This window comes from Rhodoligotrophos sp. CJ14 (assembly GCF_038811545.1).
Classification (GTDB): domain Bacteria; phylum Pseudomonadota; class Alphaproteobacteria; order Rhizobiales; family Im1; genus Rhodoligotrophos; species Rhodoligotrophos ferricapiens.
The window spans coordinates 754,746-774,629 of sequence record NZ_CP133319.1 but is presented as its reverse complement, the minus strand read 5'-3'; the positions used below and the strand labels follow the sequence as shown (position 1 = coordinate 774,629).

Here is a 19,884-nt window from a genome sequence, read left to right as displayed (position 1 = left end):
ATCCGGCGTGAGGTCAACTCACGAAGTTCAGCACGGCCTCCCACATGAGCTTTCGGTTCACGCCGAGCGGCGTGCAATGCGCCACGCCCGGCAGAACCGCGAAGCGCTTGTCACCCGTCGGCAGCAGCCGGAAGAATTCCAAGAGGTCCTCCATGGTCGCGATGCCATCATGCTCGCCGCGCACGACCAGGGTCGGGGCAGCAATTCTCCTGGGATCACACAAGGGAAGCTTCGTGGTCATGTCGAGATAGGTGCCGGTTGGCACCGAGTCGCCATAGGAGAGCTGGGCCTTGGCGCAGGCGTCGATCACGGCCGGATGGGTCGTTCCCGGCTCGTCGCGCGTGAAGATGCTGGCGATGAAGGCATGGTCGATGGGCCTGCGATTATTGGCGCGAAACTGCGCAACGCCTTCCTTGCGCTTGGCCAGGGTGGGCGAGCCTTCACCGGTCCAGACGAAGGCATCGAGAATGATACGGGCGACACGGTCGGGCACGGCCTGGGCGAAGGCAGCGACCCGAAGCGCACCGGAGGAGAGGCCGTAAAAGTTCATCCGCTGCGCCCCGGTCTGCCGCGCGATGACCTCTGTGGCGGCCTTGAGATCCTCAACCCCGCAGGCAATATCGGCATTGCCCTCGGTCACCGTCGAGCGGCCATAGCCCTCGTGATCGAGGGTCCAGACGTCATGGCCGCGCTCCGCAAGCCACTCCATGAAGGAATAATCCCTCTGTCCGGGCACTTCGAGGTCGAAGGTCGGGATTGCCGAAGTCGACGAGCCATGGACGAGAACGATCGGAATTGGGTGACGCGCGGCCGCCGTCCTCTTCCGCCACAGGAAAAGGGAGACCTCACCTTTGCTGGCCCAATGCTCTTCGGCAATCATCATAGAGATCCTTACTGCTTCGGCAGAAAGTCGTTGGTGAAGGTCTTTTCGAAATCGATCTTGGCCTCACCCTTCGGCTGCAGGTAATCGAAGACCTTCTTGGCGCCAGCCATGGTCATATGGCCGTCCTTGCTCCAGATCGCCTTGACCACGTCATAGGCCTGCTGGTTGGCCTCCGGGGACATGGTCGAGAATTCCGCGCCCATGATCTTCGGCCCGCGGTTCGGATCGAGCAGAATCTGTTGCGCTTCGGCGAAGACCGCGACGACCTTGCGGACGAGATCGGGCTTTTCCGCGATGAGCGATGGATGGGTCGCGAGCGTCATGAAGATCAAGTCACGGAACTGCTCGACCTCGCCATCCATGAGATTGACGAGCGTGTCGCCCAATCCGCGCTCCTTGATGACGACACCGGCGGGCTCGAAGGGCATGGCGGCGGTGATCGTCTTTGTCTGCAGGGCACCGACATAGGAGGCCGCCTCGGTGCCGAGATAGACGAGTTCCACATCCTTCGGCAGATCGAGCCCATATTCACGCGCAAGGACCCCGAGCATCTTCTCGCCGGATCCGCCGGCAGAGGGCGTTCCAACCTTTGCGCCCTTGAGGGCCAGGATCTTGTCGGCAAGGCTCTTGTCCTTATTGGCCTCGTAGAGCTCCTTGTTGACGACGATATTGTTGAGGGGACGGTCGGTCACATTGAAGATCGAGACCAGGTTGCGGCCTTGTGCGGCGCCGGTGAGGACATGCTCGTAGCTCAGGACGCCGAACTCGACCTCGCGGTTGAACACGGATTGGAAGGCGAGGGAGCCGCCCTTCACGAAAGTCACCTCTGGCTTCAGCCCATGCTTCTCGAACAGGCCTTCGCGCATGGCCACATAAAGCGGGCCTGCGAAATAGCCCCGGCCGATATTGGTGATGCGCACCACGTCCTGGGCCATGACAGCGGCCGGGATGGCGGCAACCGCCATGCAGGCCGTCACGACCGTCATCAGCATCCTTCTCATGCGTCCTCCTCCCTCGTTCTGTTTTATCGGCTTAGCACTTTCCACCGCTCGAGCCGGCGCTGCAGGACGCTGACCGCCTCATTGAAGGCGACGGCGAGGACCGCGATAACCAACAAGGCCGCGAAGACCCCCGCCGTATCGAATTCGCTGCCTGCCAGCTGCACGAGATAGCCAAGGCCCTGATTGGCTGCGATCAGCTCGCCGATAATCGCCCCGATCAGCGCGTAGGGCACGGCGGTCCTCAGACCCACAAAGATCCACGAGGTCGCCGAAGGCAGGACCACGCGGGTGAGGATCTGGCGCCGAGTCGCTCCCATGAGCAGCAGGCAATCGGTGAGATCGGGATCGACCTCGCGCACACCGGAGAAAGTGTTCACGAACACCAGGAAGACGACCAGGACCGCTGCCAGGGCGATTTTCGATTCAATCCCGAGGCCGAACCAGAGCAGGAACAAGGGGGCGAGCGCGACCTTCGGCAGGGCGTTGAAGGCCCAGATGAAAGGATTGAGCAGGCGGCTGAGAAAAGGCGAAAGGCCGAGCCAGACCCCACCGATCACTCCCGCCACCGCGCCGATGAGAAAGCCCACCAAGGTGGCATGGACCGTCGCCCAGATATTCACCCAGATTGTGCCATTCTCGATCCAGCCCCATAGACGCTCGGCAACCGCGAGGGGACTTGAAATCATGAACTCGTCGATCAGGCGCCCCGAGGACCATTGCCAGAAGGCCAGGAAAGCCGCTCCGAGGATGATCTGGAGCACCACCATGGTCGGGGTGCTCACCTCGGCCAGGGACTGGCGCCAGCTGGTGGGGTGGGGCTCGGTGGCCGCGCTGTCGGTCATATGGGGCACGGTCACTGTTTTGCTTCCTCATATTCCTGGCGGAGACGGTCCCAAATCGTGTTGTAGATCTCCTGGAAATGGGACGTGAAGCGCACCTGCTGCACATCGCGCGGCCTTGGCAGATCGACCTCTTGCTCAAAAGAGACTCGCGCCGGGCGGCGGGTGAAGGCAATAACTCTGTCCGCCAAGGTGATCGCCTCGACCAGATCATGGGTGACCAAAACGATGGTCTGCTTGTTCTCGGCCCAAAGCCGCAGCAGAAGATCGTGCATGGCGATGCGCAGCTGGGCATCGAGCGCTGCGAAGGGTTCATCCAGAAGAAGCGCCTGGGGCTCATAGAGCAGCATGCGGGCGAGGCAGGCGCGCTTGCGCATGCCGCCGGACAGCTCGCTTGAATATTTGTCCTCGAAGCCCTCCAGGCCCACATGACGGATCATCGCCCGCGCGGCGTCACGGCGCTTGGCGGCCGGCCAGCCGGCAAGCTCGAGCGGCATGGCGACATTGTCGAGGACGGTCCGCCAGGGGAGGAGGTTGTCCTTCTGGGTCATATAGCCGACATGGGTATTGGCAGACGTGACCCGGCGTCCGTCATACATCACCCTGCCCGAGGTGGGCGGGTAAAGTCCGGCAATCATGTTCAGCAATGTGGACTTGCCGCAGCCGGAAGGTCCAATCAGGGCGACGATGGACCGAGGCTCGATCGTCAGAGTGACACCGTCGACCGCCCGGACCTCGGTGCCGCCCTTGCGAAAGGTCTTGCCGATGGATTCGAGAGCGATCATTTCGGAGTTCACCCCTTCCTGGTTACTGACGCTAGAAGATCATCCGCTGATGGCCGCCATCCACATCGATATTCGCCCCGCAGATATAGCCGGCGCGCTCGGAGGCCATGAAGGCGACCGCATCCGCGATATCTTCCGGCTTGCCCCAACGGCCCAAGGGCACGGTGGCGCCCCAGCCGCTCTGCTGCTGTTCGAGACTTCGGCCCAGATATTGTTCCTCGTCGATGACGAGATCCGCCGTCAGCGGGCTTTCGATCCGGCTCGGGCAGACCGCGTTGACGAGGATGCCAAAGCGGCCGAGATCATCGGCGAGCGATTTTACGAAGGCATGCTGCGCGGCATTGACCACGGCCGATCCCAGCACCTGGCGACCAGGGACCTTGCCGGCCTGACCGATCACCATAATGAAACGACCGCCGCCTCGGGCGCGCATATGGGGGGCAGCATGGCGGGCAAGCTCCCATGGCCCCAGCACTTTTGTGCGGAAATGTGCGGCGACTTGATCGGTCGAAACCTCAGCCAGGCGGCCCCTCAGATGCGTCCCGGCATTGCTGATGACGATATCGAGGCCGGAATAGGCCGAGACCGCCGTCTCGATGATGCGAGCGACATCGGCGGGCTCATCGACATGAGCGAGCGTGCCAGTCACGTCGCCGAGGGCCGACAATTCGCGCAGAGCCTGGTCGAGCTTGCTCTGCTCGCGTCCACAGATGACGACGCGCGCGCCCTCCTCGATGAGCCGGCGCGCGATCGCAAGGCCAATGCCGCTGGTCGCGCCGGTGACGATGGCGATCTTATCCTTGAGGCCGAGATCCATGGGCTTCCTTTCACCCGAACACATAGCGGTTATAGCCGCCATCGATGGACACCGAGCTGCCGGTGACGAAATTCGCCCGGTCGGAGACGATGAAGGCGACGAGATCGGCAATCTCCTCGGGCTGGCCGAGCCGGCCCAGGACATTGGCGCGGGTGAAGCCTGAGGCGGCGGTCGCCCGGTCGATATTGCGCTCGCGCATTTCCTTCGCGAGCGTCGCGGTGATGATGTCGGTCTCGACATATTGCGGGCAAACGGAGTTCACCCGGATATTGTCGCGCGCCACCGCATCGGCCACGGATTTGGTCATCGCCTGGGCGGCGGCATTGGCAATGCCGGAGGGCATGCGGTCGGGATGGGGATGCCGGGTCGCCTGGCCTATGATATTGACGATCCGGCCATCACCCGCGTGCCGCATATGGGGCAGCACCTCGCGGATCATCCCGAGAAAACCGAACAGCTTATCGTTGAGCTGCCGTTGCAGGTCTTCCTCACGCATGCTGTCCAGAGACCCACGCACATGCGTGCCGGCATTGTTCACGAGGATGTCGATGCGGCCGAATTCGCTTGCTGAGCGCGAAACGAAGGCGGCGCGTTGCTCGGCATCAGCCGTATCGCATCGAATGGCGATGACCTCGCCATCGGTGCTCAAGGCTGACTTCGCCTCGGCGAGGCGCGCTTCGTCGCGGCCGCAGATCGCAACCCGCGCGCCCTCGGCGAGGAGCCGCCTGGCGATGGCAAAGCCTATTCCCCGCGAGCCGCCCGTGACGAGGGCCGCCTTTCCCCGGATCCCTAGATCCATGTTGATCGCCTCACCACAGTCCCTTGAGACGGCCGCCATCCGTGTTGAGCGAGATGCCGGTGATGTAGCTTGCCCGTTCCGAGCACAGGAAAGCGATAGCGCCGGCCAGCTCTTCCGGCCGGCCGAAGCGGCCAAGCGCATTCTTGCGGGTGGCGAGCTTGCGGGCCTCTTCCTCGCTGGATGCCCCGAGCTCCTTCTGCAGGCCGGCGGCGTTCCGCTTCCACAGATCCGTCGCGACCCAGCCGGGGCAGACAGCATTGACCAGCACGTTGTAGGGCCCGAACTCGGTCGACAGCGATTTCGTCATGTTCAGCAGGGCGCTGTTGGTCATGCCTGAGCCGAACATATAGGGGTCGGGCTCCTTGCCCGCGCCACCGATCATGCTGACGATGCGGCCCCAACGCTTCTCGCGCATGATCGGGAAAACCTCACGGATCATTCGCATCCAGCCGAAGAGCTTGGTCTCGAGCTGGGTATGGAGCCCTTCCTCGGTCATCTCGTCGAACCGGCCCGAATACATTGTGCCGGCATTGTTCACGAGAATGTCCACGGTGCCGAAGGCCGAGACTGTCTCCTTGACGATGCGCCTGCTGTCATCAGCATTCGTCATATCGGCCTGAAGCGATCGAATGTCGCCTCCGGTCTCAGCCGCGAGGGCCTTGCAGGCCGAAGCTGCCTCATCGCCATTGCGAGAGCAGGTCATGACCTTCACACCGGCTTTCAGAAACTCCTTTGCCGTCTCATAGCCGATCCCACGGCTGCCGCCGGTCACGATCGCCACTCTGTCCCTAATGCCGAGATCCATTCTCCAAATCCCCTCGCTCGCTCAAGTACTGGAACCGCGGACGGCCGAGCTTCTGCAGACCGCAGCAATCTGTGGTGGAGCAAATCAGTCGAAGAGCGGGAGGCGGGCAGCGCGCGTCGCACTCGGTTGCGAAGCCCGGCAAGGGCCGTGGCATAGGCTGGCGCCAGCTTGGCGCGGACGATCGGGCGCACGCATGTCATTCCTCCCCAGGAATGAGAGCCTCCAATATTGGAGGCAATTTTGTATGATAGTAAGAGTGCAATCCTATTCCCGTCAACCGGCTTGAGATGCTAGACACTCGCCCATGACACTCGATATCGGCATGGTTCGGGACGATGAGCCCGCTGATCAGAAGCGCGGTGAAACCGTCGAGTTCGTCGTTGCCCAGATCCGGCAACGAATCATTGAAGGTCGCTTCGTCGCCGGACAGCGCCTGATCGCGCGGGATCTCTCAGAGGATCTAGGGATAAGCCGCGGGCCCATTCGCGAGGCGTTTCGTCGGCTGGCCGCGGACGGGCTGGTCGAGCTCACACCCAATCGCGGGGCGACCATCCGGCAGCTGAGCCGGAAGCAAGTGAAGAATCTTTTCCAGATCCGTGAAAATCTCGAAGGCTTGGCGGCGCGCCTTGCCGCTGAGCATATCGATATGGGTGATAATCGCCGGATCTTCAGCGAGGTTTGGGAGAAGGTGCGGCCGCGAGATGAACCATTGCCCTGGCATGTCTTCATCCACCAGAACCGGCTCTATCACGGCACGATCGTCTCGATCAGCGGCAATGAGCAGCTCTGCGAGCTCATCAGCAATCTGCAGCTGCCCATCATGATGTATCAGATCGGCAGTGCCATGCTGCCCGCCAATGCGGCGGTCTCGCATGAGGATCATGTCCGCGTGGCCGAGGCCATACTCGCCGGTGATCCGGAGGCTGCGGAACAGGCGATGCGTCGGCATCTCCGCCGCTCGCATGAATGGGTAACGCAGCTTCCCGATACGGCCTTCAGGCGCAAAGCCGACTAGGCGGAACCAGCCTGCCGCTTGACAGCCTGCGTCAAACCCGATCAGACGATGAACCTTCGGCAATTGCGTGAGACGACCTTGCCCGGACTGGCGGGGCAGGGGCCCATCACAACAGCAATCGAGGACCTGGCCCCATGTCGGTGACCTATCTCATCGTCTTTGACGTCAAGCCGGAGCGGCGCGAGGAATTTCATAGGCTGCTCTCCGGCGTGCTCGATGCCATGCGGAATGAAACGACCTTCCGGGAGGCGATTCTGCACAGGGATCCTCAATCGGAGAGCCGCTTCATGCTGTATGAGACCTGGGAGAGCCACGACGATGTGATGACCAACCAGATCAATCGTCCCTATAGGGAGGCCTGGCATGCCGCTTTGCCCGAATTGCTCAACGGGCCGCGCGAGATCTCCGTGTGGGAGCCGATCCGGGCGGACCGGCAGCAGGGCTGACCCCAATGCTACCACCTCTGCCCTGATTGCTTGAGCGCGCTTCTCTCGATCGCAGCCCCTAGCCGAACACCTCGTCAAACAGGGCCCGCATTTCAGCCCAGGAGCGGGCATCTGCGCCTGCGTCATAGCGGGCGAAATCGGGCATTCCCAAACGGTCCGCTTGCTGATTGGTGAAGCTGTGCACCACGCCACCATAGAGGTGCAGCCGCCAGTCAACGCCGCCCTCGCGCATCTCCTTCTCGAAGGCGGCCCGCTGATCGGCGGGAATGCCCGGATCATCCGCGCCGATACAGACCAGCACCTTTGCCCGAATGTTTTTCGCATCCTGTGGCGCCACAGTCGCAAGCCCGCTGTGAAAGCCGACGATCGCGGAAATCGGGGCGCCACTGCGGCCAAGCTCCAACGCCATGGTGCCGCCGAAGCAGAAGCCGATTGCGGCAAGCTTTGCCGGATCAACCTCGCTACGGCTGGTCAGCGCATCGAGCGCGCCACGGGCCCGTGCGCGGGTCCTCTGGGGATTGGCGCGCAAATCGGCGATCAGCCCCCGTGCCTCGGTGAGATCCTCATAGAGCTGGCCATCCCCATGGAGATCACAGGCGAGTGCCGCAAACCCGAGCTCGGCCAATCGTTGGGCGCGGGACTTGGCATGCTCACCAAGGCCGAAAGCTTCGGGGAAGACCAGGATGCCCGGCCGGCGGTCAGGCCTGCCACCATCCACATAATAGTGGCTGACCATGGTCAGGCCATCCGCCTGGTAGGTGAGGATCTCGCTGCGCAGCGTCATCATTCATCCCTGTCTGATGGTTCGAGGCGCAATCAGTGAAGCCGAAGACGTTCGTGCCTGGCAAGAGCGCGGTGGGCCGAAATCTCGCGCGGGCAGCAGGCCGGTGCGCTCGTCCTCCGGAACGGCGTGGCCATGCGCGCCGTTGGTCTGGACAGATGAGGAATATTGCATGGCGAGGCGCGGCACCATACGGATCGGCATTTCCGGTTGGACCTATGCGGGCTGGCGCGGCGTCTTCTATCCGCGCGGCCTGCCTGCCTCGCGCGAGCTTGCCTTTGCGGCGGAACGTTTTCCCACAATCGAGATCAACGGCACGTTCTATCGAATGCAGCGGCCGGAAAACTTTGCCCGCTGGCACGACGAGACCGCGGATGACTTCGTTTTTGCGGTCAAAGCCCCGCGGTTCATCACCCATATGAAGAAGTTGCGGGATATCGAGGCGCCTCTCGCCAATTTTCTCGCCTCCGGCATGTTGCGTCTTGGGCCGAAGCTTGGGCCAATTCTCTGGCAATTTCCGGAACGGATGCGCTTCGATGAGGGGCTGTTCGAGTCCTTCCTGGCATTGCTGCCGCGCGATAGCGAAGAGGCGCTCACGCTCGCGCGCCGGCATGATGCCCGGGTCGAAGGGCGTTCCTGGCTCGCAATCGACCGGCGGCGCCCTGTGCGCCATGCGATCGAGATTCGGCATGACAGCTTTCGCAGTCCAAAGTTCATAGCCCTGCTCCGCCGCCATGGAGTGGCGCTCGTCTGCGCCGATACGGTGGATTGGCCGCTCCTGATGGATCTGACGGCGGATTTCGTCTATTGCCGGCTGCATGGCTCGGAGGAGCTCTATGCCAGCGGCTATGGGGCGGAGGCGTTGGACCGGTGGGCTGAGCGGGTGCTCAGCTGGGCCGAGGGCGAGGAGCCGCAGGATGCGAACCGGGTGCTGCCGCCCACCAAACCCCGACGCACGGGCCGCGACGTCTTCGTCTATTTCGACAATGACGCGAAGGTGCGTGCGCCATTCGATGCGGCAGCGCTCGCTCAGCGAATAGCGATGGCGCAGAAGAGTCCCGATCTCGTGGCTTCGCGCTAGCGCTCGGCTGTCCCGGTAGAGAGGATCTGCGCGGCAGGCGGTTGCGCCGCCTCTGATGCTGCAGCTATTTTGCCTTGGTCAGTTCGATCGGCAGAAGGGCGCAAGGCTTGAGTATCACCATCTATGGAATCAAGAATTGTGAGACCATGAAGAAGGCGATGGCCTGGCTCGATGGCCACGGCATTGCTTACGGCTTTCACGACTATAAGAAGGCCGGCATCGACCGCGCCCGGCTCGAGGGCTGGAGCGATGCGGTCGGGTGGGAGATGCTGGTGAATCGCGCAGGCACCACCTTTCGCAAGCTGCCTGATGAGGCGAAAGCTGATCTCGACCGGGAAAAGGCGATCAGGTTAATGCTCGAGCAGCCTTCGCTGATCAAGCGGCCGGTGCTCGATATCGGGACCAAGCTGCTGGTTGGTTTCAAACCCGAGCTTTATGCGGAGGCCCTGAGCTGACGCTCTGGCCACCTGCGCCTCAGCGCCGGCTCAATGAGCCGATCCGCAGGGTTATGACGAGGTCGGCTCTACCAGTCGGCGGACCTGACCAGCAATGGCGCTGCCTGCATAGATGCCGAAGGTATCCTGTTCCCGCTCGCGAACGTAGCGCGCAAGCATGGCCCGTACCGGCCGCTCGACAATCGGCAAGGTGGCGATGTCATCGAGCGGTATGAGATGTCCCTGGCGCGGGGCCCCGTTGAGTGTGCCGCGATAATAGACATGCGCCCGCGGGGCGGGGCCTGCTTCATCCCAAACCGCGAAGAGGAAGCCGAGCTCCGCATCGATTCCCCTGGCCGCAAGACGCCCATGCAGGCTCTGTGGATCACTGGCGCTGCCAAGGCCGCGACCTGAGGGGAGCACGTAATCACCAGAGTCCGTTTTGAAGAACAGAACCCGCCCATCATCCTCGAGAATGGCCCCCACAACCATATCGGCCGATGTATCGGCCAGCGCTTCCTGGCTGAGCCCCAAGGAGACATAGCCGCCGCGGCAATAGCCCAGCGGCTGGGCCGAGGTATGGGTGAAGCCACGAACCCGGCCGATCAGGATCATATGATCACCGGCCTCGATTCGCTGTTCCATATCACAGTCGAAGGCAGCGACCGCCGCCTCGATCAAAGGGCTGCCGGTCACCCCCGGACGCCAATCCACATCGGCAAACTTGTCGGCGACCTTGGACGCGAAGACGCTGGAGATCGGCTTCTGATGTTCTGCCAGCACGTTGATCGCGAAGCTTTTGGCCGTGGTGAACACGGGATAGGTGGTGGCCTGCCTGCCGATGCAGACGAGCACGAGCGGCGGATCGAGCGATACGGAAGTGAAAGAATTGGCGGTGAAGCCGCGCGGCGTGCCGCTGTCATCGATCGTGGTGACGATGGTCACGCCGGTGAGGAAGGTGCCAAGCGCGCGGCGATAATCGAGTGGCTCATGCCCCTCGGTCGAGGGGGTCAACGGCCGAGGTGCCGCAGAAGCTTTATCCCTCAGGAAAGCCTTGATTTCAGCGGTCACCCGGTCGGGCGCGGTCATGGTCATCATATGTCTCTCACCGGAAATGATCACGCAACGGCCTTGCGGAGCAAGACGCGCCATGGCCGCTGACATTGCGGGCGTCGAGTTGGGATCATGCTGGCCGGTCATGAACAGGGCCGGCATGGCAAGCTCGCACAAGCGCTCCCCATGGGCGCCGTCTGCCCGCGCAAACAGCCTGTAGGTCCTCAAATAACCCTCTGGGTCGACCTCTCTGAGGGCGCGTCCCGCAAGGGCTGCCGATTCAACGAGCGGCAGTGGCACCGGGTTGCCAAACCAGCGGCTGAGGGTGGCGGCAAGCGCGTCCGGGTCCTGGGCCGGTGCGGCACCCTCAGCCCGGGCGAGCACGGCTTTGGCCTGCTCGGGTGATCTGCGAAAGACCGCGTTCAGGGAGATGAGGCGGTTTACCCGCTCCGGGGCGGTCAAGGCCAGCTCCTGGGCAACCAGCGCTCCCATCGAATGGCCAATGAGGTTTGCGCGTTCGATGCCGAGATGATCGAGTAGGGCAAGGATGGGAGCAGCAAAATCGCTGAGGCTTGCGGGATCGGGCGGCAGAGAGGATGCGCCGTGGCCCAGCATGTCCACGGCGATCACGTCGAACTCATCAGCCAGCCGCTCGATCTGAGGCTGCCATACCGCGGCATTCATGCCGACGCCATGGATCAGAACAAGCGGCTCGCCATGACCTGCGCGGATATAGCCGACCGTGAGGGCCTTACCGTCCCGTCCGCCGACCCGCGCTGTCTTGCGTTCATCCATGAAGGTCACCGACCTCTTTCAAATCCTGATAACGGTCGCCAATTCTATGATGAGGCCGGCCGCCGATCGAGGCGCCAAGTGCAATTACCAGCTCATCGGGCGCCGGGGCGTCCGGAATGTGGAATTGCAGGGTCAGGTAATGGGAGCGGCGCCCTTCATCATGCTTGTCCATCAGCGGAATGGCGATCGGCGCGTTGGGACCGCCGCGAAGGTTCGTGAAGGCGAGATACGTCTTGGCGCCCACGGCGCGGCGATAATGATTGCCGAAATGAAGGGTATGAATGAGGGCCGAGGCATGCTCGACCTCGCCGGCCGTGCCGCAAAGCGCTGCCTTGCCATAGGCCTCGATGACCTCGCCCGAGCCCGCTGCAGCAATGACCTCGCGTGTTAGAAGCTCACCAAGCACCGGGGCCATCGCCCTGATCTCCGGCTTGAGGTCCTCAACGAAGCCGCGGCCGACCCAGGGATTGGTCAAGACCGCGGCAACCCCGATCAGGCGCAGCGGCCGAGGCGCCTCCTTGCCACCCTCGATGAGCGTATTCTCCACATAGGTGACGGTCTTGCGGATCGATGGCTGCATCTGTCATTCACTCTTCTAAGGGAATTTGGCCGGCCGTGCCTGCGGGTTGGGAATGTATTGTCTTATGGTATACCATAGTACAAACATGCTGCTTTTCTGTCAATGTGAGCGGATAATCGAGAATGTGGCTGCTGACCATCCTGCGACGGATCGCCCAGCGCCGGATCGAGGAGGGGTGCTTTGCCAGATCCCGGCGGTCGCGTTCCCAGCGCTGCAACAGAAAGGACCCATTTGGCAAGGATTTAGCACCCCTTTCTTCAACCTGTGTACAACTCCAGGCCATCCGGGCAGGGGGGTTTACAAAACCGTAAAACGGCTTATGTAAGGGCTCACAAACGTTTTGCCGCGGGGTGGAGCAGCCCGGTAGCTCGTCAGGCTCATAACCTGAAGGTCACAGGTTCAAATCCTGTCCCCGCAACCATCGAAAGGCCCGCTAAGTGAGAAGCTTAGCGGGCTTTTCGCTTTTCCCGGATCGCTTATTGACACAGCTTCTGTCACCTGGCGGCATTGCGCCGGACGGGGGGTCATTTCTTAGCGGCGCCCTTGCGCTTCAGAGAAATAGTAATTAACCGAGTGTCCACGGACGACTTCCTGAGCTGGCTTTTGAGTCGGCCAATCAGGATGACGGGATGAAAACGGTAACCATTGTCGATACATCGATATGCACCGACAATCTCGGTGATGAGATCATCATGGATGCCGTCAACAAGGTCGTCTGGGAGCTGTTCCCATCAGCTTATATCTATAGGGTGCCCAGCCACGAGCCGCTTTCAGACCGCACACGGGAGTTTGTACGGCAATCCGATTTTTGCTTTGTCGGGGGCACTAACCTACTTTCATCATATATGGACAGAGACGACGCTCTTTGGAAGATTGGCTCGAAGGATTCGAAATATTTTGCCGTCGCTCGTACCGTCTGTCTCGGGACAGGTTGGGGCGATTATATGCCGTCCCCTAGTGCTGCAAGCCAAAGGCTGTTGCACTCAGTTCTGAGTCGCGAGCTGATGCACGCCGCCCGCGATAGTTACACGCGCGATTATCTCATCAAGATCGGGCTTGACGCTGTGTGCACGTCCTGCCCGACCATGTGGACGCTTACACCCGATCATTGTTCCAAGATCCCCACCGGCCGAGCAAATTCCGCGGTTTTCACCCTGAGCGCCTGGCGCCGCGACCCCGAAGCTGATCGGGCTTTCGTCGAGGTCTTACGGCGGCAGTATCGGCATCTCTACTTCTTCAGCCAGATGCACAAGGATCTTTCTTACCTCGATTCTTTCGGATTGAGCGACGTGAAACACATCCAGCCGACCGTGGAGGCCTATACGCATTTCCTCGAATCTGAGGACGTCGACTTCGTCGGCACGAGGCTGCACGGAGGGATAAGAGCACTCCAAAAAGGTCGACGCGCCCTCATCCTGTCCATTGACAATCGAGCTGCCGAGATTAGCAAGGATACCGGGTTGCCAGTATTGGCGCGGAATGACCTGGCTGGAATCGAGCGCTGGATCGAGGACGGTGCGCCCACGCGAATCGCGCTGCCACAGTCGGCGATTGATGAATGGAAGGAACAATTCAGCGCTGAGCGTGTCTCGCTCCTCACTCCGATCAGCGAGAGCGCCCGCCGGGAACTTAAGAACCGCAGCCTTGCCTCGAAGAGCGTGGGTTCGGCGAAAAGGGTCATCAAGAGCGTACTTCAGGTGAATTGACTTGCAACAGTGGGTTTGAGAGGCGGGCATGTGCCGGCATTCACGCCGTTGTCATAGTCCGGCGATATCGCAAATTCCCATGACATTCACGATTGCTGGGCGCGTATTGTGTGTCGCCAGGGATGCGGAGCATCGCTTCTCGAAGCGGCCGGTTTCGGAAATCCGGATTGTGGCGGGACTGGGCATCGAAGGGGATGCGCATTCCGGCGCAACCGTGAAGCATCGCTCGCGCGTCGCCGTTGATCCCTCGCAGCCCAATCTGCGCCAGGTGCACCTGATCCAGGCCGAGCTGTTTGAGGAATTGAAGGGCAAGGGCTTCGACATCCGCGGCGCAGATCTCGGTGAGAATATCACGACGCAGGGGATTGACCTGCTCGCTCTGCCACGAGGTGCAATACTCCGAATTGGCTCGGACGCGGTGCTGGAAGTGACAGGGCTGCGCAACCCTTGTGCTCAGATCGAGCAGTTCCGATCCGGCTTGCTCCAGGCCGTGCTCGACAGGGGCCCCCATGGAGAAGTCATCCGCAAGACCGGGATCATGGCGATCGCGCGATCAGGCGGCCTTGTCCGCGCGGGTGACCCGATCCATGTGGGCCTGCCGGCTTTGCCGCATTTTCCGCTCGAGCGCGTATGACCCCTGTCAACTTCCAGGGCGAGATCCGTCCGGATTGTCGACTGGCCCTAGGCCTCCTGAATAGCCGAAAGCTTCCAATCACCGCCAGTCTTACGGGTGAAGGTCCACAATTCCGTGGTTTCCGTGGGATGGTCCGCATTCCCATCGATAATCCTGCCGCTCGCACGATCGCGGGTGACATCACGTGAGGAATAGTGCATGGCGGCCGTCGCGTAGTCGTTATCGCCCTCACGCCAGCTTTCGGCGATATCCGCCTGCAGCAGCGTGACCCCGGAGACATCGTTCCTGAGACCGTTTTTCGCGTTTTCCGCCAGTTCCTCCGAGAGGTAGGACACCATCTCCGGCGTTGCCAGCCGCCGCAGGGCGGCATGGTCCTCGCGCCCGAAGGCTTCCTGAACCTCGGTCAGCCGGCGCTCGAACGTATCGAGATCATTCTGGGTCAAGCCGATCTCATCGGTGTTGAGTGGCTGAGCGCCCGCGCCTGGCCTTGCTAGGCCGCCAGATCGACTTGAGGGGCTCTCCCGATAGGGCGAGGCACCCCGCGGGTCGAAACCGCCGAGATCGCGCGCATTGCCTGCCGGGACGGAGGCGGGGGATCGGGCGGGATGCGACCTGAACAGCCGCATGAAGAGCAGGATCGCACCGCCGATCAGGAGCACCTGAAGCAACAGGCCGAACATGCCGGCGAGCCCGCCGAAGCCATGGCCCAGGAGAAGCCCGATGAGGCCGCCCAGCATCAGCCCGCGTAGCATAGAGCCGCCGAACCCGTTCATGAGCCCAGGACGTTGCGCCGCTTGCGGTGTCTGGCGAACCGCGCTGCTGGGTCCGGGATTGGGTGTCATCGAACGCTCGACCGGAGCGGTTGTCCGCGGCACGGTCCTGGTGGGCGGTGCCGGCTGATAGGTGCGCATGCCCCGGCTGCCGAAGCTGCCGCCGCGACGCGCCTCGGCATAATCCATGGCGACGACCGAGAATGCCAGGACCAGCCCCGCAAATAGGGTTGTCAATTGGAGCGTCCGGGGCATGGTCATCGAAAAAATCCTCATCCAATAAGCGTCGGCTCCATATAGGTGCGGCAGCGTAAGATTTCAGCAGTCGATGGCCCCTCAATGGCCGGTTGGGGGCGGTGTCGGGTCGAGAGCGCCTGAGCGCCTCATCAGATGGTGCGACGCAAAAATGCTGTATGTTGCCATGGTTCCGATGCATTATTGCAGCCATGCATTGGGATCACGCGCGCTACTTTCTGGCGGTTGCCCGCCTTGGCACCTTGCGAGCAGCGGCAAGAGCGCTCGGGGTCGATCAAGCGACTGTGGGCCGTCGGTTGGCGATGCTCGAGGAGCAGCTCGGCGCGAAGCTCTTCGTCAAGATGCCGAATCAATTCGCATTGTCACCTGTCGGTGAAGCACTGGTGACCGATGCCGAAGCGATGGAGCAGGCGGTTGCGGCATTCATGCGCAAGTCTGCGGGGGTAGATCTGGACCTTGCCGGTCCGGTCCGAATCGCCGCCACAGAGGTGCTGGCGGAACTCTTCATCCTGCCCGTGATCGCAGCCCTGCGTGACCGGCATCCTCATATCGACACGGGGCTCATGACCATCGCCAAGCCCGATGAGCCATCCTGGCGCAATGCGCATCTCGCGCTGCGCACGGTGCGGCCGGAGAATGGCGACTATATCAGCCGCCGGCTGGCGCGGTTGGAGGTGGGCCTTTTCGCGGCGCCCGCCTATCTCGAGCAGCGCGGCACGCCCGTTGCCGGTGCGGCATTCGCCGGCCATGATCTGGTGATCTACCAACGGGATGGCGCATCCTACAGATGGGATCACTTATGCGGTGAGCCGATCGCCAGCGGCAATATCGCGCTCCAGGTCACCACATCCGCCATGCTGCACGGTGCTGTGCTCGCGGGCATGGGCATCGGCGCAGTGCCGGTGCTGCAGGCGAGGCGCTCGGGCCTCGTGCGCGTCCTGCCTGAGCGGAGCGACGAGGAACCGGTCTGGCTCGTGGTGCGCGGCGATCTTTATGGCGCGGCCAGAATTCGTGTGGTGAGCGAAGCCATCGGGGCCTATGCACGAAGCCTTTGACAAGGCTCCATCGCGCTTGCCCATGCTGGCCAGGACCGACCATGCTCTGATCAAGCCCGGGTGGGCAGGTGATCAAGATCTGGGTAAGGTCGGGCAAAATAGCGCCCGCGGGGCCAAGCGCCAGGAGGTGACATGCTGAGATCGGAAGGGAAAATTGCCTTTGTGACCGGAGCAACCGGCGGCATCGGCACGGCGATCGTGCGAAGGCTGCTGGCCGATGGCGCCAAGGTGTTCATGGTCGATCTCAATCAGGAAGCCTTGCAGGCGCTGGCCGAGCCTCTGGGCGAGGATGTGGCCTGGGCTGTTGCGGATGTCGCCAATGAGGAGCAGGTGGCGCGCGCGGTCGAGGCGGCTCTTACCCGCTTCGGGCGGATCGACATGGGCATTCTCAATGCAGGCATCGAGGGCCGGGTGGCCCCCCTGGGTGACCTGTCGGCTGCGGATTTCGACCGCGTTATGGCGGTCAATGTGCGCGGTGTGTTTCTCGGCCTTTCCCAGCTCATGCCGCTGATGCGCCGGCAAGGGGGTGGTGCGATCGTCATCACCTCATCTGTCGCCGGCATTCGCGGCAGTGCGGGGCTTTCGGCCTATGTGGCGAGCAAGCACGCGGTGGTCGGGCTCATGAAGTCGGCGGCGCTCGAAGGCGCGCGCCATAGGATCCGGGTCAATACGGTCAATCCGGCGCCGGTCGAGACGAGGATGATCCGGGCTCTCGAAGAGGGCATCAATCCCGATAAGCCCGATGCGATCCGCGCAAAGATGATGGCCGGCATCCCCATGGGCCGCTATGGCCAGCCGGACGAGGTGGCCGAGATGATCGCGTTCCTTGCCAGCGACGCGGCAGGCTATTGCACCGGCGGCACTTACATGGTCGATGGGGGCTATACGGTCGGCACCGGCCGTTAGGATAATCTGCGCATAGGCTGCGAGAGCGAGATGAGGGGCAACAGATGAGAGAACCCGCAGGACTGATCCGTGGCGTGCTTGCGCCCGTGGTCACACCGTTCCGTGCCGATCTTGCACCCGATCGCGAACGCCTGATCGCGCATTGCCGGTGGCTCATCGCACAGGATTGCGGGCTTGCGCTGTTCGGCACCAATAGCGAAGCCAATTCGCAGTCGGTGGACGAGCGAATGCAGCTGCTCGATGGAGTGGTCGAGGCAGGGCTTCCCACTGCCAGGATGATGCCGGGCACGGGCTGTTCAGCATTTGCCGATACGGTGCGGCTCACCTCCCACGCGGTGAGGCTCGGCTGTGCCGGCGTGCTCATGCTGCCGCCCTTCTATTACAAGGGCGTGAGCGATGATGGTCTCTTTGCCTATTTCTCCGAGGTGATCGAGCGGGTGGGGGACCAACGGCTCAAGGTCTATCTCTATCACATCCCGCCGGTTGCGCAGGTGGGTATCAGCCTCGCGCTGATCGAGCGGCTGCTTGCGGCCTATCCCGCCACAGTCGTCGGCATCAAGGACAGTTCCGGCGACTGGGCGAACACGAAGGCCATGCTCGATGCCTTTCCGCTATTCGACGTGTTCGTGGGCAGTGAGGCCTTCCTGCTTGCCAATATGCGGGCAGGAGGCGTCGGCTGCATCAGCGCCACCGCCAATGTCAATCCGGCAGCCATCGTGGGCTTGTTTCACCAATGGCGGTCCGAGCGGGCTGATGCGGACCAGGCGGCGCTCACGGCGACCCGTCAGATCCTGCAGGCCTTCCCGATGATCCCGGCGCTGAAAGCCACCATCGCCCATTATTCCGGTGACGAGACCTGGCGCAATGTGCGCCCGCCGCTGGTTGCCCTCTCGCCCGAGCAGCGCGCGAGCCTACAGGGCAAGCTGGCGGAGATCGGCTTCACCATGGCCGGACTTGCCGCCTGAGCGGGTGCCGATGCATTCACGAATCGTTGACCGGCCGGACAGCTGTTCGGATTATACCGAACACGCGCCCGCTGATGGCGCGCCGCCGCTTTGCGCGGTGAGGCCTGAAGCAGAGATTGCGCGATGACCACGGTAGACTCCGCCCTTGATTCTGCTGGGACCGGCCCCTTTCAATATCGCCTGCTCTGCATTTTCGGTCTGGTCTGGGCGGCCGATGCGATGCAGGTATTGAGCGTCGGCTTCACTGCCCCCTCGATCGCGCAGGAGTTCGGGATTTCCGTGCCGATCGCCTTGCAGACCGGCACTGCCTTCTTCCTCGGCATGATGTTAGGCGCAGCACTCTTTGGCAGGCTCGCCGACCGCTTCGGCCGCCGTCGCATTCTCCTGATCACCGTGGCGCTTGATGCGGTATTCGGCCTCTTATCGGCGCTCTCGCCCAATTTCGCCATTCTGATCGTGTTCCGCTTCCTCACCGGCCTCGCCGTCGGCGGCACTTTGCCGGTTGATTATGCGATGATGGCCGAGTTCCTGCCCGCCAGAAATCGCGGCCGGTGGCTCGTGATGCTGGAAGGGTTCTGGGCGGTGGGAACGCTTGCGGTTGCGCTGGCCGCCTGGGCATTGAGCCTGGCTGATGTCGGGCAGAGCTGGCGCTGGATCTTCGTGTTCACGGCGCTTCCGGCTCTGATCGGCATATGGCTGCGGTTCTGGGTCCCAGAATCGCCGCTGTATCTCATGCGCTTCGGCCGAGCGGATGAGGCCTTTGCGGTGCTCAACCGGGTTCTTCTGACCAATGGCAAGCCGGGCCTGCGTGCCCGCAAGCTGATCGCGCCGGGGCAGGTGAGAGGCGAGGCGTTGCTGTCGCCGCAGCTTCGCCGCCGCACCTTGCTCATCCTCACCGTATGGTTCCTGGTCTCGATTTCCTATTACGGTGTGTTCGTGTGGATCCCGGCGCGATTGGCGGGGGAGGGCTTCGGGTTCGTGCGCGGCTATGGCTTTCTCGTGCTGATGGCGCTTGCGCAGCTTCCGGGCTATGCGCTTGCGGCTTACGGGGTTGAACGATGGGGACGCAAGCCAACCCTGTTCGGTTTTGCTCTGCTCAGTGCCGCCGGCTGCTTCCTGTTCACTCTCGCCTTCACGCCGATCATGGTGGGGGCCGCTCTGCTGCTGATGAGCTTTGCTCTGCTCGGCACGTGGGGCGCGCTTTACGCATTCACCCCCGAGATTTATCCAACGGCCAGTCGCGCCACCGGCATGGGCGCGGCCGGCGCCATGGCGCGCATCGGCGGGCTGATGGCGCCTTCGGTCCTCGCGCCGGTTATGGCCCATAGCCTCGTTGCGGCGGTCGGCACCTTTGCCGTTTTGCTGGTGCTGGGGGCGATCGCCACCTGGCTGATTGATGTCGAGACGCGGCAACGCGCACTCAATTGAAGGGGAGGGCGGCAGGGCAGCGGTCCATCTTGAGGGAAGATGATCGTCGGG

Annotated in this window: 21 protein-coding genes and 1 tRNA gene; 11 read left to right on the top strand and 11 right to left on the bottom strand. The window is 62.4% G+C overall.

Annotated elements, in window-relative coordinates:
* Positions 1–13 precede the first annotated feature (13 nt).
* Genes RCF49_RS03535 through RCF49_RS03505 form a run of 7 tightly spaced genes read right to left on the bottom strand, consistent with a single transcriptional unit; the run spans position 14 to position 5,929 of the window.
* The gene (locus RCF49_RS03535) at positions 14–883 is read right to left on the bottom strand and encodes an alpha/beta hydrolase (protein WP_342642666.1); all 870 of its coding nucleotides are present in this window, start codon (positions 881–883) and stop codon (positions 14–16) included.
* An 8-nt stretch (positions 884–891) separates the two neighbouring features.
* Positions 892–1,884, bottom strand: coding sequence for an ABC transporter substrate-binding protein (locus tag RCF49_RS03530; protein ID WP_342642665.1), 993 nt, complete (start codon positions 1,882–1,884; stop codon positions 892–894).
* Positions 1,885–1,907: 23 nt separating this feature from the next.
* Complete coding sequence (locus RCF49_RS03525) at positions 1,908–2,741, bottom strand: ABC transporter permease (RefSeq protein ID WP_342642664.1); 834 nt, start codon at positions 2,739–2,741, stop codon at positions 1,908–1,910.
* A complete protein-coding gene (locus RCF49_RS03520) occupies positions 2,738–3,508 on the bottom strand; it encodes an ABC transporter ATP-binding protein (protein WP_342642663.1) in 771 nt (256 codons plus the stop codon). The genes RCF49_RS03525 and RCF49_RS03520 overlap by 4 nt, the downstream gene beginning before the upstream one ends.
* A 31-nt stretch (positions 3,509–3,539) precedes the next feature.
* Positions 3,540–4,325, bottom strand: a complete 786-nt coding sequence (locus tag RCF49_RS03515; protein WP_342642662.1) for an SDR family NAD(P)-dependent oxidoreductase — start codon at positions 4,323–4,325, stop codon at positions 3,540–3,542.
* Between the two features lie 10 nt (positions 4,326–4,335).
* The gene (locus RCF49_RS03510) at positions 4,336–5,124 is read right to left on the bottom strand and encodes an SDR family NAD(P)-dependent oxidoreductase (protein ID WP_342642661.1); all 789 of its coding nucleotides are present in this window, start codon (positions 5,122–5,124) and stop codon (positions 4,336–4,338) included.
* Positions 5,125–5,134: 10 nt separating this feature from the next.
* Positions 5,135–5,929 carry an SDR family oxidoreductase gene (locus RCF49_RS03505; RefSeq protein ID WP_342642660.1) on the bottom strand — a complete coding sequence of 265 codons (795 nt, stop codon included), beginning with the start codon at positions 5,927–5,929 and terminating at the stop codon, positions 5,135–5,137.
* A 304-nt stretch (positions 5,930–6,233) separates the two neighbouring features.
* Between RCF49_RS03505 and RCF49_RS03500 the strand changes: the two genes are divergently transcribed.
* Together RCF49_RS03500 and RCF49_RS03495 are read left to right on the top strand one after the other, a co-directional pair.
* A complete protein-coding gene (locus RCF49_RS03500; protein ID WP_342642659.1) occupies positions 6,234–6,944 on the top strand; it encodes a GntR family transcriptional regulator in 711 nt (236 codons plus the stop codon).
* A gap of 134 nt (positions 6,945–7,078) precedes the next feature.
* Positions 7,079–7,390, top strand: coding sequence for a putative quinol monooxygenase (locus RCF49_RS03495; protein ID WP_342642658.1), 312 nt, complete (start codon positions 7,079–7,081; stop codon positions 7,388–7,390).
* Positions 7,391–7,448: 58 nt separating this feature from the next.
* On the opposite strand, the gene RCF49_RS03490 is transcribed toward RCF49_RS03495, so the two are convergent.
* Positions 7,449–8,177, bottom strand: a complete 729-nt coding sequence (locus RCF49_RS03490; RefSeq protein WP_342642657.1) for a dienelactone hydrolase family protein — start codon at positions 8,175–8,177, stop codon at positions 7,449–7,451.
* 166 nt (positions 8,178–8,343) lie between these two features.
* Here RCF49_RS03490 and RCF49_RS03485 point away from each other — a divergent pair, with 166 nt between their 5' ends.
* Together RCF49_RS03485 and RCF49_RS03480 are read left to right on the top strand one after the other, a co-directional pair.
* On the top strand, positions 8,344–9,252 hold the full coding sequence (locus RCF49_RS03485) for a DUF72 domain-containing protein (protein WP_342642656.1): 909 nt from the start codon (positions 8,344–8,346) through the stop codon (positions 9,250–9,252).
* 107 nt (positions 9,253–9,359) lie between these two features.
* Positions 9,360–9,707, top strand: a complete 348-nt coding sequence (locus tag RCF49_RS03480) for an ArsC family reductase (RefSeq protein ID WP_342642655.1) — start codon at positions 9,360–9,362, stop codon at positions 9,705–9,707.
* A 51-nt stretch (positions 9,708–9,758) separates the two neighbouring features.
* On the opposite strand, the gene RCF49_RS03475 is transcribed toward RCF49_RS03480, so the two are convergent.
* Together RCF49_RS03475 and RCF49_RS03470 are read right to left on the bottom strand one after the other, a co-directional pair.
* A complete protein-coding gene (locus RCF49_RS03475; RefSeq protein WP_342642654.1) occupies positions 9,759–11,534 on the bottom strand; it encodes an alpha/beta fold hydrolase in 1,776 nt (591 codons plus the stop codon).
* Positions 11,527–12,114 (bottom strand): amino acid synthesis family protein, encoded by a 588-nt coding sequence (locus RCF49_RS03470; RefSeq protein WP_342642653.1) that lies wholly within the window; start codon positions 12,112–12,114, stop codon positions 11,527–11,529. The genes RCF49_RS03475 and RCF49_RS03470 overlap by 8 nt, the downstream gene beginning before the upstream one ends.
* Positions 12,115–12,458: 344 nt before the next feature.
* On the opposite strand from RCF49_RS03470, the gene RCF49_RS03465 reads away from it, so the two are divergent.
* From RCF49_RS03465 to RCF49_RS03455, 3 genes are all read left to right on the top strand, one after another.
* Positions 12,459–12,535: transfer RNA gene (locus RCF49_RS03465), tRNA-Met, on the top strand.
* Positions 12,536–12,743: 208 nt separating this feature from the next.
* On the top strand, positions 12,744–13,820 hold the full coding sequence (locus RCF49_RS03460; protein ID WP_342642652.1) for a polysaccharide pyruvyl transferase family protein: 1,077 nt from the start codon (positions 12,744–12,746) through the stop codon (positions 13,818–13,820).
* Positions 13,821–13,899: 79 nt separating this feature from the next.
* Complete coding sequence (locus RCF49_RS03455; protein WP_342642651.1) at positions 13,900–14,454, top strand: MOSC domain-containing protein; 555 nt, start codon at positions 13,900–13,902, stop codon at positions 14,452–14,454.
* A gap of 47 nt (positions 14,455–14,501) precedes the next feature.
* Here the strand turns inward: RCF49_RS03455 and RCF49_RS03450 are convergent, their stop codons facing one another.
* Positions 14,502–15,485 carry a Tim44 domain-containing protein gene (locus RCF49_RS03450; RefSeq protein ID WP_342642650.1) on the bottom strand — a complete coding sequence of 328 codons (984 nt, stop codon included), beginning with the start codon at positions 15,483–15,485 and terminating at the stop codon, positions 14,502–14,504.
* Between the two features lie 185 nt (positions 15,486–15,670).
* Between RCF49_RS03450 and RCF49_RS03445 the strand changes: the two genes are divergently transcribed.
* From RCF49_RS03445 to RCF49_RS03430, 4 genes are all read left to right on the top strand, one after another.
* The gene (locus RCF49_RS03445; protein WP_342642649.1) at positions 15,671–16,534 is read left to right on the top strand and encodes a LysR family transcriptional regulator; all 864 of its coding nucleotides are present in this window, start codon (positions 15,671–15,673) and stop codon (positions 16,532–16,534) included.
* A gap of 132 nt (positions 16,535–16,666) precedes the next feature.
* Positions 16,667–17,440: an SDR family NAD(P)-dependent oxidoreductase gene (locus RCF49_RS03440; RefSeq protein WP_342642648.1), complete on the top strand. Its 774-nt coding sequence runs from the start codon at positions 16,667–16,669 to the stop codon at positions 17,438–17,440.
* Between the two features lie 44 nt (positions 17,441–17,484).
* Positions 17,485–18,405: a dihydrodipicolinate synthase family protein gene (locus tag RCF49_RS03435; RefSeq protein WP_342642647.1), complete on the top strand. Its 921-nt coding sequence runs from the start codon at positions 17,485–17,487 to the stop codon at positions 18,403–18,405.
* Between the two features lie 123 nt (positions 18,406–18,528).
* A complete protein-coding gene (locus RCF49_RS03430) occupies positions 18,529–19,833 on the top strand; it encodes an MFS transporter (RefSeq protein ID WP_342642646.1) in 1,305 nt (434 codons plus the stop codon).
* Positions 19,834–19,884: the final 51 nt, after the last annotated feature.